Below are 14,319 nucleotides of genomic sequence, written 5' to 3'. Positions count from 1 at the left end.
TGACCGCAGCAACCTTACCGCCAGTCACACCATCACCGTGGCATCTGCGCCAGACTATGCCCATGGACCCCACGCACCCCCTGCGCGAAGACCCTGCCCTGCCGCCCAGCTGGTATGCCGCCAGCGTCGCGCCACGCGTTGCCCAGCCGCCGCTGGATGGCGATGTGCAGGTGGACGTGGCGATCCTGGGCGCCGGCTACACCGGGCTTTCGGCCGCACTGGAACTGGCCCGCCGTGGCCTGCGCGTGGTGGTGCTGGACGCCTGCCGGGTCGGCTGGGGAGCGTCCGGGCGCAATGGCGGCCAGGCCCTGGTCGGCTACGGCTGCGAAGTGGACGTGCTGGAAAAGCAGGTCGGCGTTGAAGACGCACGCACCCTGTTCGACTATTCGCGCCAGGGCGTGCAGCTGCTGCGCGATCGCATCGACCAGTACCGGATCGACTGCCACTGGGTGCCCGGGCACGCCAACGTACCGATCACCACGCGCCAGTCGCAGGCGCTGCAGCGCGACATGGAGCGGCTGACCACCCGTTACGACTACCCCATGCAGTGGTGGGACCGTGCCACCCTGCGCGCACAGCTGGACAGCCCGCGCTACCAGGGCGCGATGTTCGACCCGCTGAGCGGCCACCTGCATCCGCTGGCCTACGCGCAGGGCCTTGCCGATGCGGCGATCGCCGCCGGCGCGGTGATCCACGAACACACGCCGGTGCTGGAACTGCAGCGCACGCCGCACCCTGCCCTGCGCACCGCCACCGGTACCGTGCACGCCGCCCACGTACTGCTGGCCGGCAATGCCTGGCTGGAAGGCATCGCCCCGGAACTGGAGCGCCACGTGATGCCCGTCGGCACCTACGTGGGCGCCACCCCGGTGCTGGGTGAGGCACGCGCGCGGGCGCTGATCCGCAACGACATGGCCGTGTCCGATACCGGGCTGGTGCTGGACTACTTCCGGCTCAGCCACGACCACCGCGTGCTGTTCGGCGGCGGCGCCAGCTATTCCTCGCGCCCGCCGGCCGGCCTGGACAGCGTGATGCAGCGGCGCCTGTGGCAGGTGTTCCCGCAGCTGCAGGGCGTACCACTGGAGTACCTGTGGGGCGGTTACGTGGACATCACCCCCAGCCGCGCGCCGCACTGGGGCCGGCTGACCCCGGACATCTACTTCGCGCAGGGGTTCTCCGGCCATGGGGTCGCCGCGGCCAACCTGGCCGGCCAGGTCATTGCCGAAGCCATCGCCGGCCAGGCCGCACGGCTGGACGTATTCGAGCGCCTGCCGCATCGCCCCTTCCCGGGCGGACGCCTGCTGCGCACGCCGTTGCTGGTCGCCACGATGGCATTTGTAAAGATGCGCAATCTAATTTGGTGACGCAGTTCAAGTTTTCAGAGGAGCGGCCGATAGCCTTGAAGACCCAGCCCGTTCCGAGCGCACGCCTCATGCCCGCCTTGCTGCAGGGCGCTTTCGTAAGCGACCCCGGTGTTGACCCCCTGCCCCAGCGCATCCTGCTGGTGGAAAATTCGCGAACCTTCACCACCTTGGTGCGCGAAGCCATCGAACAGCGCCTGGAACTGAAGGTGACAGTGGCTTCGACCCTGGCCGAAGCCGGCCGCCTGCTGGAACAGGAACAGGGCTGGTTCCTGGTGCTGACCGGGCTGGTGCTGGCCGATGGTGACCGCGAAGCGGTGGTGGACTACTTCGTGTCCCGCGGCCTGCCGACGGTGGTGGTCAGCGGGGTGTATGACGAAGACGTGCGCCGGCGCGTGCTGGAACAGAAAGTCATCGATTACGTGCTGAAGAACACCCCCGGCAGCGTGGATTACCTGGTGTGGCTGGTGCAGCGGCTGGACCGCAACCGGCGCATCGCCGCGCTGGTGGTGGATGACTCCCCGTCCGCGCGTGCCTATGCAGCAGCCCTGCTGCGCATGTACGGCCACCCGGTCTACGAAGCAGCCGACGGCGAAAAGGGACTGGCGGCGATCGAGGCGCACCCGTCCATCCGGCTGGCCGTGGTGGACCAGGAAATGCCCGGCATGCAGGGCGTGGAGTTCACCCGCCGGCTGCGCATGCAGCGTTCGCGCGACAAGGTGGCGGTGATCGGGTTGTCCGGCAATACCGATGCCTCGCTGATCCCGCGCTTCCTGAAGAACGGCGCCAACGACTTCCTGCGCAAGCCCTTTTCGCGCGAAGAATTCTTCTGCCGCGTTTCGCAGAACGTGGACCAGCTGGAGCTGATCGGCACCCTGCAGGACCTGGCCACCCGCGATTTCCTGACCGGCCTGCCCAACCGCCGCTGCTTCCTGGAACAGAGCCAGCGCCAGCTGCATGGCGTGCAGCAGCAGGATGACTGGATCACCGTGGCGATGGTGGACATCGACCACTTCAAGCACATCAACGATACCTTCGGCCACGATGGCGGCGACGACGCGCTGCGCGCCTGCGCCGATACCGTGGCCGCACATGCGCGCAGCGGCGACCTGGTCGCCCGTTTCGGGGGCGAAGAGTTCTGCCTGATGGTGCCGGGGCTGGCACCGGACGAGGCAGCGGACTACTTCGAAACCCTGCGCCAGAGCGTGGCCCAGCTGCAGGTGCCGATCGGCGACAGCGTGCTGCGCATGACCGTCAGCATCGGCCTGTGCTGCATCCGCCCCAACCACGACAGCCTGCATGAGCTGATCACCGAAGCCGACCGCCAGCTTTACCTGGCCAAGGCCGGCGGCCGCAACCGCGTCTGCGGCGCCGCACCGGCCGCCACCGCCGCCTGAGGCAGGCTTTCGGTAGCGCCGAGCCATGCTCGGCGGCCTTTCTGCGCCGACCACGATGCCTGCAACATTCCGCCGAGCATGGCTCGGCGCTACCGGTCACGTGCTTACCCGCTTTGATCCAGATCAGTGTCGCAATCGGCACGCCCGCCCAGACTCGCTCCCATCGCATACAGGGAGCACGCAGATGGCCTTGCTGGTCTGGCAGGACGATCTCAACATCGGCATCGATGTCATCGACAACCAGCACAGGCGGATCGTGGAGATGCTCAACCACCTGCACGTCGCCCAGCAGGGCCTGCAGCGGCTGGCCGTGGCCGAGGTGATCGACGAACTGGTGGACTACACCATGTCCCACTTCGCCTTCGAAGAAGAGCTCATGGAAGAAGCCGGCTACCCGTTCTGCGCCGCGCACAAGCGCGTGCACGAAATCTTCGGCAAGCGCGTGTCCGACTACCGCCTGCGCTTCCAGGCCGGCGAGGACGTGACCGACGAACTGCGCACCATGCTCTCGCGCTGGCTGTTCAACCATATCCGCGGCGATGACCAAGCCTACGCCGAAACGGTCAAGCAGCACCTCAACCAGTTCACCCGCGAACACCAGGGCGGCAGTTGGCTGGGACGCACGCTGAAGCGCTTCTTCGGCTGATCAGCGCACCCGGCGCTGCAACGCCAGCAACGCGCAGATGGTCACCAGCGCGGCGATGCACAGGTAATAACCGACCGCCACCAGACCGAAACGTTCGGCCAGCCATGTCGCCAGGTACGGGGCCGGTGCCGCGCCGAGGATGCCGGCCAGGTTGAACGACAACGACGCGCCGGTGTAGCGCACTTCCACCGGGTAGATCTCCGCCAGGAAGGTGCCGCACGGGCCGTAGGTGAGGCCCATCAGGAACAGTCCCAGCGACAGGAACGCCAGCACCATCCACGGGCTGCCGGCCTGGAACATCGGCGCCAGCAGCACGCCGAACACCACGATCAGGCCACTGGCGATGATCATCGTGCGACGCGTGCCCCAGCGATCGCCGTAGCGCGCCGAAATGGGAATACCGGCAGCGAAGAACAGGATGCCGACCATCTGCAGCAGCAGGAACTGCTCACGGCTGTAGCCCAGCACCGCCGTGCCATGGCCGAGCGCGAACACGGTCATCAGGTAGAACAGCACGAAGGTGGCGAAGGCGCCCAGCGTGCCCAGCAGCATCGGCATGGCGTGGTCGCGCAGCACCGTCAGCATCGGCAGCTTGACCCGCGCATGCGCATCCAGCGCCTTCTGGAAGGCCGGCGTCTCATGGATGTTCAGGCGCACCCACAGACCGAGGCCGACCAGCAGCGCACTGGCCACGAACGGAATGCGCCAGCCCCACTGCAGGAAGTCATCGGCGCTGAGCAGGCGGCCAAGGATCAGGAAGATACCGGCCGACAGCAGGAAGCCCAGCGGCGCGCCCAGCTGCGGGAACATGCCGTACCACGCACGCTTGCCAGGCGGTGCGTTCTCAGTGGCCAGCAGCACGGCACCGCCCCATTCCCCGCCCAGCCCCAGCCCCTGCCCGAAACGGCACAGCGCCAGCAGTGCCGGCGCCCACAGGCCGATCTGCGCATGCGTGGGCAGCAGGCCGATCAACACCGTGGACAGGCCCATCGTCAGCAGCGCCGCCACCAGCGTGGCCTTGCGCCCGATGCGGTCGCCGAAGTGCCCGAACACCGCCGATCCCACCGGCCGCGCAATGAACGCCACCGCGAAGGTCGCCAATGACTGCAGCATGGCCGCCTTGTCACTGCTTTCCGGGAAGAACAGGTGCGGGAACACCAGCACCGCCGCGGTGGCGTAGATGTAGAAGTCGAAGAACTCGATGGTGGTGCCGATCAGGCTGGCCAGCAGCACGCGCTGCGGCGAATTGGCCGGCGTGGGCGGGATCGAGGCGGGTGCAGCAGTGGACGACATGGGCAGGATCAACAAGCAGAGAGCGTTCCGGATTCTGCCACGCCCCTCCCGATGGGGGGCAGATTGGTTTCAGCCGACACCGCCGCGCCATCCTCCTGCGCGCGCCCTCCTGCCCGGCCCTGGTAGCGCGCAGCCACGCCCGGCCCTGGTAGCGCCAAGCCATGCTCGGCGAGCGAAGCGGCCGCCCCTGAACCACCCAACGAAACTTTTCTCCCTTCCCCCTACTCTCACTCCCCAGGTAACCGCATGGATGCACTGCCGATGTCGACCCTGGCCCTACCTCGCCGATCACTCCCCACGGCAGCCGCCTCGCACGTCATCGCCTGGGCGCTGGTGATCGCCGTGCACGCCTTGATCGGCTGGTGGCTGCTGACCACCACCCGCACCACCCTGGCGCGCAGCGATGGCCATCGCACCAGCGTGCGCTGGTTGCCGCCGCCACCGCCTGTAGCGCAGCCTTTCGTGCTACCCAAAAGGCCTGACGTTGCGCCGGCGCAACGCAGCCGCCGCGTGGTCAGCCCGCTGCAGCCGTTGGTTAACGCACCGGATGCAACCGTGGTAGTGGACATTGCCGACCCGGTGGCAAACGCGCCACTGGACCTTCGCTTGCGCGGCGATGCGGTCAGCGGCGGCGACGGCATCGACGCCGCCACCCTCGCCCCGAAACTGATTGGACGCCGCCCCGTGCATGCGGCCTTCCAGGAGCGTCCGCGCTACTTCCGCATGCGTCCGCAGATGAGCCCGCAACAGATCATCGCCGGGGTGGCGCAGTTCCTCGGACTGTGGCCGCCCGGCTATACAGATGACCCCTGCGAGCTGGGCAAGCAGGACCTGCAGTACTTCCAGGATGCAGTGGACGAGCGGAATCGTCAGGCACTGCGCGATGCGATACATCAGGTAAGCGCGAGCTGCCGGTGAGGTGCGCTGCATGACGTGGTGACGGCTGCGATGCGCTGCGGGGCCGACGGCACGTCATGCAGCCTGGTCAAGCGCCCTTCTCCGTGTCGTTCATCACGATCCATACGCCGAGCAGGAAGAAGAGAGCGCCGAATCCCACCGGATCAATGGACAAATCGATCCCCCTGAGGAGCCCCGGTCGCCCACGGACGTCCATGATCAACCACAGACCGTAAACAATGAAAATCACGCCAAACAGGCTATTGATCGTCTTCATTCCCAAGCACCGACCGATAGTACGTTTACGGATTCGTCCAGCATCATGTCGGCTCGCATTACGACACGCACCCCTGCGTAAGCGTCTTCATCGAGCATAGCTCAGTTTGTCGTGGCGGACGCATTTTGCAGCTTTGCCCATGTACCTAGCCGGGTCGCGTTACGCACGATGACGATGCTGGCGACGTAGAAGCGCCAGCCGGGATTGGCATCCTGATAGCAGTTATCCAAACACTCTGTTGTTGCCCTCACGGGCCCGGCGGAGAATGCACTGCCTTGCCGGTCATACGGCGGGCGGTGTGTGGGGATTCTGTTTATCCGCCGGTTTTTGGATGACTGCACCGGTATGCCAACCCGCACCGCCCGCCACCCTGCGCCCTGACGCAGGGGGCCCATCCGGCTACGAGGTTGCCCCATGTCCGATCACACCCTAAGCGGTATGCGCCTGTACTCCCTGCTGGGCGATGCCATGCATGATCTGCCGCCGCACTTCATCGACAAGCTGGAACGGATCCTGCGCGCCAATGGCGTGCCGCATCCCGTGTTCCAGGACACGCCCCGCCTGCGGCTGGTGCCACCGCTTGCCGACCCTCCGCCGGCCGCCGCCAAAGCACACACCACCCCGCAGCCTGAAACGGGCAGTTTCCCCGTCTACAGCAGGCAGCAGTGCGTGATCGTCATCCTGGACATCCTGCATGCGGTGCATGTCAGCCACACCAGCGGAAACGACGTGGTGGTGATGAACGAGGAGCTGGTTGAAGGGCTGATCATCGCGGCGCGCGAGCTGATCCGCGAAGCCTGAAATGGCGATTCCTCGTCATTGAAGGCCTTACACGCTGCTTCCACGCAACCTCGTTCAACCGGACAACCACCTTAATCGACCAGCAGGAAGGCCGCCTCCGCACAGACCTTTATGGCAAGGCCTCCCTCGAAGTTTAGAATAATGCGAGCGTCCTGACCGGCCATCTCCTCCAAGAGAAAGCTATCCATTCCCTCATCCTCAGGGCTTGAGTACCCTATAAACGATAGATGCCCATCCTCACTTCGGGGCATTTCAACATCCGTCCCGCGCAGAACCAACGTCTCCAGCTTCTCGAACGTCATCGACAATGTTTGCGGCAGTCCCTCGCGCGTTGCGCGCCATGAAATTACAAGCGCGTTATCAAGAAGATCATGCTCAACTTTGGTAGCTTCATAATCGCTATGAAGGTCATAAATCTGCCCATCGCACGATACTTCTACCGTCGACAGAATCGAGAAGTTTTTGATCATCTACTTACCTCTCTTATCCAGTGCCTTTTCGACAGTTCGCAGATCCTGCATCGTTGCAGCCCTCACGCCTCCAGCCTGCGTAACACTACCAACTTCACCTGCTCTTGGCCCCACTGGAATGACATGGTTTTGGTACGACTGCACATGAGGGGTGGGAGTGCCAGACTGATTCTCCTTTGAGAAGTGCGACCTTCCTTGCAGATCGTAGCGCGAATGACCGCCGCTGGTCCTCACGGTGACACTATTGCTACCCGCACGCGCAGAAACCAAGGCAGCTTTTGCTTCAACCGAAATAGCACGTCCGGCAGCGACCGACCCACCGGCAGCGCCGGCGATTCCCGTCACACCTGCGGCGTCGGCGGCAGTTCCTCCAATGGCAGCTACAGCGTTAGGGTTTGCGAGCGCCGCCATCCCTGCCTCTGCCACTACCGGGACCGCCAATGCCAAAGTTAGTGCGACACCGATAGCCGGGCCAAGTTTGTCATTCGGGTTTCGCGGTGGTGGAACAACCGCCCCCCCATTCGTCGCGTCATTTACAACCCTAAAGGCCGCACCCGACTCTCGCCCATCCAAATCTATGAACCGGTAAGGATTTCCGTTGGCGTAGCGGTACTGATTAAACTGGATAACCGGTTCGCTGTAAGCCGTCACCGGATCAACAGACAAGAACAGTCCCACCTCCGGATCATAGTACCGCTGCTGCATATAACTCAGCCCGGTAGCCGCATCACTCACATGCCCCGTATACCCCGGGCCGTCAGCCACGGCACCGCCCACCACAGCCCCATACGGCTCGAACGTAGTCCGCTCGACCACGTTCCCATTGGCATCGGTCTTCGCCACCACCGTGCCCAGCGCATCGGTGTGCAGGTAGCGCACCGTTGTCTGCGCCTGGGCAGGCGCCAGACTCGCCACGGCTGCGGTGATAGCCAGCAGTCCGAACGCCTTGAGCAGCTTCGTCATCATCATCGCTCCAATGCTCACGGGATCACCCCGCCGCCATCGCCCGGATGCGGGTCCTGGGTCAACGTATGGTTCATTGGCGCTGAGAACGCCGAGCAGCCCGAGGCGTTGCAGGCGCGCACCACGTACACCGGTGCGCAGAACTGAATCGTGTACTGCTGCCCTGCCACGCTCGTCAACGGGCCGTTGTACAACATGATCCCGCCGTGGGCGTGCAGCTCATAGCGCTCCGCGTAACCTACTGCGGTCCAGCCGATCTGGCACATCGAGTACTCCGCGTTATGCGGCCCAGCGTAGTAGTTGTGCTGGTTGGCGTAGCTCATGCTCGGTGCTGCAGGCGGACGTTGCACCGCGACGGTTTTGGTAGACGACCACCCACCACACCCCGTCGCATTGCAGGCCTGCACGCGATAGGCGTAGCTTCCCGAGCTACCGGGATTCAACCCAACGCTGGTGCTGCCATAGCTGCCAAGCGTGCCCCAGCCCCCACCGTTGATGTTCTGCTGCACGTTGTAGCTGGTCGCGGTCGAAACAGCGGACCAACTGACGGTGTAAGCGCCGGGAGCCGAAGCAGGTACCGTCAACGTGGGGGCGCTCTGCGGCACCAGCAGCACTGCCACGGTACCCGTACCAGAATATGCGCCGCAGCCACCGGCGTTGCAGGCACGGACCCGGAAGCGGTAGCTGCCGGTGGCTCGGCCGGTGAACGCTTTGCTCAGCGCGGAGGTGTTCTGCTGCTGGGTCCAAGCACTTCCGACCTGCTCTTCCAGTTCATACCGCGTGGATGTGGCCACCGCGGCCCATGAGACGCTGAAACTGCCGTTTCCATTTGACGCTGGCACACTCAAGGCCGGTGCGGCGGCAGGCGGAAGCGTTACCGCCGTTGTGACAATGGCCGAGTACGCGCCGCAACCGCTGGCATTGCAAGCGCGTCCGCGATATCCGTGGCTGCCTGTGCCGCGCCCGCTGGTAGCCCAGCTGTTGGCCGCACCCGTATACACGTTGGTCCATGCGCCGCTGTTTATACGCTCTTCCAACTGATACGACGTCGCAGTAGTCACAGCCGCCCAACTCACCGTCCACGCCCCACTGTTGCTGGTGGCTGGCGTAGTGACTGCAGCGGCACCTGGCACAAGCAGCACAGTGGTGATCTTCTCCGCTGACCACGCGCTGCAGCCCCCGCCATTACAGGCCTGTACGCGGTAACCGTAGGTGCCGTTTCCCTTGCCGCTGATTGCCCGCAGCGTGGCCGCCTCGGCCTGCAACGAAACCCAGCTGCCGGTACCCACGCGCTCTTCCAGACGATATTCCACGGCACCGCCCACGGCGTTCCAGCTGATGTTGTAGCTGCCGTTGGTATTGCTTGCCGCCAGGGTGATCACAGGCGCTGCGGCAGGTGGCAACAATACTGCCGTGGTAACGATGTTGGACCAGGGGCTGCAACCGGCCGCGTTGCAGGCCCTCACCTGGTAGCCATGGCTACCGGTCGGTTTGCCGCTGATGCTCAGCGAGGTCGCCGTTGTGTTGGCCAAGTTGGTCCATGCACCAGTCCCCAGCCGCTCTTGCGGCTCGTACCGGGTGCTGCCGGTAACGGCGGTCCAGCTCACGATGAAGCTGCCGCTGTTGTTGCTCGTCGGCGCGGTGATGGTGGGCGCGGACTCCGACGGATAGATAACGGTCATGGCCTGTTCGGCAGACCAGCCGCTGCAGCCCGACACGTTGCAGGCCTGGCCACGGTAGCTGTACGCACCAGCGGCTCGACCGCTCAGTGCCACACTCAGCCCAGCCGCATTATGGACGGATGCCCACACACCCGCCCCGGCGCGCTCCTCGATGACATAGCGCATGGCCCCGGTCACGGCCGGCCAGCTGATGCTGTAGCTGCCATTCAAACCGGCAGCCGGCACCACCAAGGCAGGCGCCGAGGCAGGAACCGGTACGACCTGCACCACCAGCGTGGCACTCCATCCGCCGCAGTTGGAACCTTGGCAGGCACGCACCTGATAGGAGCGCGATCCGGTGGGTGCGCCAGTTACCGCATGCGATAGGGCGGCTCCAGTATAGGCCGACGACCAGCTGGCCCCTGCGTTGCTGGAATGGCGCAGCTCGTAGCGATTTGCGTTGCCAACCGACGTCCAACTGACGCTGTAGCTGCCGCTAGCCACGTTGGCCGGCCCACTCAACGCCGGAACAGCGACTGCCACCGTGCTCTCCAGCTCTGCGATCAGACTGCTGCCGAGGCTGACGTACTCCAACTCCTTGCCGGTGCGCTTGTTGTGCTGCCGGCGCAGGACCCCATCGTTGCCGTAGAACGACAGGATGTCACCCAGCGAGGTGCTGTAGTTGCCGACGCGGCGGCCGTGCGCGTCGTAGGCATACAGCTCCTTGCCCGCGCCGTCGCGCAACCGATTGCCGTAGTCGAATCGGAACACCTCGCCGTTCTTCTTGGCCAGGTTGCCTTGGACATCGTAGTCCAGGCCCATGATCGCGCTGCCGTCGTCGCGGTTCACCGTCGTCATGCGGTTGCGCGCGTCGTAGTAATAGTTGTGCTGCTTGATTGTGCCGAGCTTGGCGCTGCGAATGTTGTCCAGCACGTCATAGGTATAGCGGAACGCGCCGCCTCCACCGAACGCAGCCGAGGTAGCCAGGGTCAGGCGATCAAGCGCGTCGTACTGCATCTGACGCGACTTGCTAGCTTCCACCGCATCGGTCACGGTGGCCACGTTGCCATTGGCATCGTAGGTGATCGTGTTGTCCAGCACGCCCGCATCGATGGCACGTGCCGGCATCGCACGCGCGTTCTGGGTCATGCTGTGGGTGACACCATTGCCATAGGTGAACGAACGCAGCCCGCCGTTCGGGTAGTAGCGCACTGCCGATGCATGGCTGCCCACCTGTGTTGGCTGACCCAGTGCGTTGGGCGCCAGCGTCACCTGCAGGCCACTGGGGTACTGCAGGCTGGCCATGGCCGCGTTTGCATCGTAGCCGTAGCCCATTGTCCAGATACCCACACCCTGCTGCTGCATGGTTTCACCGGTGATCAGCCCCCGCTTGTTGTACGCGTAGGTATTGATGACCTGGCGGCTACCCGCATTTTCGGTCACCACCTGGGACGGCTTGCCTGCCGCGTTGTAGCTCCAGGTCTGGTTGCCGTTCCCATCCGGGAAGCTCAGCTGGTTCAGTCGGTTGCGACTGTCGTAGCTGCGATCCACGCGGCGACCAGAGGCCTGTGCCGTGGCGGTCTCGCAGCCATTCGCCGCCGTAAGGGCCAGGCCTGCTGCGCTCCAAGCCAGGTTACCCGCCGCGTCATAGGCCATCGCCGTCGCACCGGACTCGGGCTCGACCGATTTGCACAGTTGCTGCTGCCCGTCGTACACATAGGACCGGGTGATGGCGACGCTGCTGTCTGCGTTACGGCGCTTGATCGATGTCGGCTTGCCGAAGCGGTCGCGGGCGATCTCGGTAAAGGCGCCAGCGGGGTGCTCTATCCGCGTGGGCGCATCATAGTTCGGCGTATCGAAAGCCTGGTGGCTGGTGATCGTTTTCTGCCCGCGTGGGTTGGTCGTACGCGTGCGCAGGCTGGACAGGTATTCGGTAACCGTGGTCAGCAGGCCCAGTTCGCTGTCGGCAGAATTGGACGTCGGACGACCCAGCGCATCGTATTCACTCCACTGGCCAGTGGCCAGGTTGACGGTTGCGCCTGGATAGGACTGGAACGTCGTGCGGCCAGCATGGTCATAGCTGAAACGCTGGTAGCGGTCGGTGTCGGCCACATTGCCGACGTCGAACTCACGGGTGATGAGCGGGCGCCACATGGCGTCGAACCAGGTGGTCTTGCGGCGGTTGCCGGTGCTGCTGCTCAGCCGCCAATGGCCCGGCGCCATACCATGTTCGTCGGCATCCACGCGCTCGAATACCTGGTTGCTCGCGTTCCAGGCGACCGAATCGCCGCTGGCGAACACCGTCGCGGTGATGCGCCCCATTCCATCGTAGTCATAGCTGGTCTGGTAGCCCAGCTCATTGGTAACCGAACGGATCCATCCGTTGTCATCCACCGTGGCGCTCAGTCCGTTGCCGTCGGCAAAGCCGATGGTCTGCGGCGTGCCGCGTTTCCAGTTGTTGAGCGTGGTGGTGTTGCCACGACCGTCGGCAAAGCTGGCCACCGCGCCATCGGCGTGATAGTTCAGCGTCTGCACCAGCTTGCCGAATTGACGCTGCTCCACTGGCAACGCCATACCGTTGAAACTGGTCTGGGATTCCACCAACCCGGTGTCGTTGTTGGTCACGCTGGCGGTCTGACCGAGCAACCACGCACCGGTGTTGTCATGGTAAGCGGTGGTATCGGTACGACTGTAGCCCAAGGTGCTGCTGCGGGTGACCTTCACCGGCCTGGCTTTGGCGTCGAAGGTGGTGGCCTCCCAGGTCAGCGTGGCGCCATCACGCACGATGATCTTCTTGGCAAGTGGACGCACCAGCACCGACGACTCATCGCTACCGCCCCAGCGTGAGCCGTAACGATCAGGGAACGGCATGGACGGAACCTGCGCGTTGCTGACATAGCTCAGGGTTTCGCTTTCCAGGGTGGCGCCGCTGGCAGCTACGGTACTGCGCGCCAGCATCTTGCCCTCGTTGTACGAATACACCACGCCGTAGGTCTCATCGACACGGCTGCCATCTGGTTGGGTGATGCGCACCACTTTGGACTGGACACAGGTGGTGCATGGCGGCACGTTGCCGCTCCAGGATTCGTAGTAGTCACCGAGGTCGGTGTAATACCAACGCAGGGGAGCAGGGAGGCCAGGCCCTTCAATCGTCTTCTCGGTCAGGCCCAGCACGTCGAACCATGTCGGCACAGGGGTGTAATGCACGATCGGGAACCCCGTTCCGATATTGCCCCCTTGCGCCTCGCCTTGGCACAGGATGCCCGGTACGCCGGAACGCGACAGCCGCTGATGGTCGAAGCGGAATGTTCCTAGCGCGCCCGATGGGTGGCGCATCTGTACGCGATAGAGCTTGTCAGCCATCGGCGCGACGTTGCCGCAGCCCGGCCCGATATCTTCGCGCCAGATCTCATAGTTGATCCGACGATCTTCCAGATGCGTGAACTCCCATGCGGCCTGGTCAGGCTGAGTCACCCGTTGCAGGGTTTCACCACTGTAGGCATAGGTCCAGGTACGCCCATGGGCGGATGCGCTGACCAGCCGATCACCCGAGTACTGAAGGGTGATCTGGCGTCCGTCACTGGCACTGAAGGCCGTTGGATGGCCATTGCCGTTGTAACTGATGTCGACGAAGTTGCCGAATCGATCCTGGATGCGGCTTGCCATCAGGAAGATTTCCACGCGCTGGCGACCGGCGCCGCCGGAATCCCTCGCCATCAGGCCCATCGCGCGCTCTGTGGCGACGTTGAAGGTATAGGTAATGCCATCGGTGGTCTGCAGTACGAAGCCTTCGCCCGGGTATCCGCCGGCCATGGCGGTGCAGGTGATGGAATCCAGCGATGTGGTAGTCCAGACGTGAGCCTGCCCGTCGGGGCGTTTGAACTCATCCGGCGGCATGGCCACGAGCGACCGCGCACCTTGGCCTGGCAGATTGACGTTGTAGCCTGACCAGACATCTTCCAGTTTGTTGGGAAGTTCCGTGCGGGGGTAGAAGTTGGTGCTGCAACGCGGCGTGTTACCGGTGACGGTTACGTTCCAGCGAAAAGCCGAATCGAACACGCCGGAGATGTAGGGAACATCGATGTTCCAGTCCGCGGCGCCTGCGTAGGTTTTCGGTGCGATACCGACTGCCGGGATGGGGCGGATGATGAGCGACCGACTCAACCGTACCGGCAACGCATTCGTTCCCGGCAGATCAATGTCGGTCTGGTTGAACGTGGTGCTCTGGTCGTAGACATTGACGGCATCGCCGAACAGGTCCGAGGTCAGCGCCCCCACCTGCTCAGCGGAGCGGAGTCGCTTGTCGTATTCCTGATAGGGCTGCATTGGCTGGGCTGAGGCCGCCACCGTCATACCTGCCCAGACAAACGCAATCCCTGCCCACTGGCTTACGCGCACGCACGCCACGGCCGCACCCAAGCGGCCCTGCTTCACGATCTGCATCCCTGCACCCCTGTTATCGGCCTGCTGATAGTCATGCCTGGTTCAGATTGAGTCAAGCGCGACGTGAGGCTCGGTTTGCGCACAGTTCGCTGGATTTCCGAACGGCGCTT

Annotated in this window: 10 protein-coding genes; 5 read left to right on the top strand and 5 right to left on the bottom strand. The window is 64.2% G+C overall.

Annotated features, from left to right (window positions below):
• Positions 1–56 precede the first annotated feature (56 nt).
• From ABB28_RS05940 to ABB28_RS05930, 3 genes are all read left to right on the top strand, one after another.
• Positions 57–1,364 (top strand): NAD(P)/FAD-dependent oxidoreductase, encoded by a 1,308-nt coding sequence (locus ABB28_RS05940; RefSeq protein WP_057507760.1) that lies wholly within the window; start codon positions 57–59, stop codon positions 1,362–1,364.
• 68 nt (positions 1,365–1,432) lie between these two features.
• Positions 1,433–2,758 carry a GGDEF domain-containing response regulator gene (locus ABB28_RS05935; protein ID WP_057507759.1) on the top strand — a complete coding sequence of 442 codons (1,326 nt, stop codon included), beginning with the start codon at positions 1,433–1,435 and terminating at the stop codon, positions 2,756–2,758.
• A 184-nt stretch (positions 2,759–2,942) separates the two neighbouring features.
• Positions 2,943–3,404 (top strand): bacteriohemerythrin, encoded by a 462-nt coding sequence (locus tag ABB28_RS05930; protein WP_057507758.1) that lies wholly within the window; start codon positions 2,943–2,945, stop codon positions 3,402–3,404.
• Here the strand turns inward: ABB28_RS05930 and ABB28_RS05925 are convergent, their stop codons facing one another.
• Positions 3,405–4,697 carry an MFS transporter gene (locus ABB28_RS05925; protein ID WP_057507757.1) on the bottom strand — a complete coding sequence of 431 codons (1,293 nt, stop codon included), beginning with the start codon at positions 4,695–4,697 and terminating at the stop codon, positions 3,405–3,407. It lies immediately after the preceding gene.
• 261 nt (positions 4,698–4,958) lie between these two features.
• Between ABB28_RS05925 and ABB28_RS05920 the strand changes: the two genes are divergently transcribed.
• Positions 4,959–5,615, top strand: coding sequence for a hypothetical protein (locus tag ABB28_RS05920; protein ID WP_152983408.1), 657 nt, complete (start codon positions 4,959–4,961; stop codon positions 5,613–5,615).
• Between the two features lie 67 nt (positions 5,616–5,682).
• Here the strand turns inward: ABB28_RS05920 and ABB28_RS05915 are convergent, their stop codons facing one another.
• Positions 5,683–5,871, bottom strand: a complete 189-nt coding sequence (locus ABB28_RS05915) for a hypothetical protein (protein ID WP_057507755.1) — start codon at positions 5,869–5,871, stop codon at positions 5,683–5,685.
• A gap of 414 nt (positions 5,872–6,285) precedes the next feature.
• Between ABB28_RS05915 and ABB28_RS05910 the strand changes: the two genes are divergently transcribed.
• Entirely contained in the window at positions 6,286–6,672 is a 387-nt protein-coding gene (locus ABB28_RS05910) for a hypothetical protein (protein WP_152983407.1), read from the top strand.
• Positions 6,673–6,743: 71 nt separating this feature from the next.
• On the opposite strand, the gene ABB28_RS05905 is transcribed toward ABB28_RS05910, so the two are convergent.
• Genes ABB28_RS05905 through ABB28_RS05900 form a run of 3 tightly spaced genes read right to left on the bottom strand, consistent with a single transcriptional unit; the run spans position 6,744 to position 14,209 of the window.
• Positions 6,744–7,142 (bottom strand): hypothetical protein, encoded by a 399-nt coding sequence (locus ABB28_RS05905; RefSeq protein WP_057507753.1) that lies wholly within the window; start codon positions 7,140–7,142, stop codon positions 6,744–6,746.
• Positions 7,143–8,105, bottom strand: coding sequence for an RHS repeat-associated core domain-containing protein (locus ABB28_RS17725; RefSeq protein ID WP_245625297.1), 963 nt, complete (start codon positions 8,103–8,105; stop codon positions 7,143–7,145). It lies immediately after the preceding gene.
• Positions 8,106–8,122: 17 nt separating this feature from the next.
• On the bottom strand, positions 8,123–14,209 hold the full coding sequence (locus ABB28_RS05900) for a hypothetical protein (RefSeq protein ID WP_083491953.1): 6,087 nt from the start codon (positions 14,207–14,209) through the stop codon (positions 8,123–8,125).
• Between the last annotated feature and the right edge of the window lie 110 nt (positions 14,210–14,319).

Origin of the sequence: Stenotrophomonas chelatiphaga (assembly GCF_001431535.1) — a bacterium.
GTDB classification, from domain to species: domain Bacteria; phylum Pseudomonadota; class Gammaproteobacteria; order Xanthomonadales; family Xanthomonadaceae; genus Stenotrophomonas; species Stenotrophomonas chelatiphaga.
Note: the sequence above shows the minus strand (reverse complement) of the source record. Positions and strands in the feature narration are given on the sequence as shown.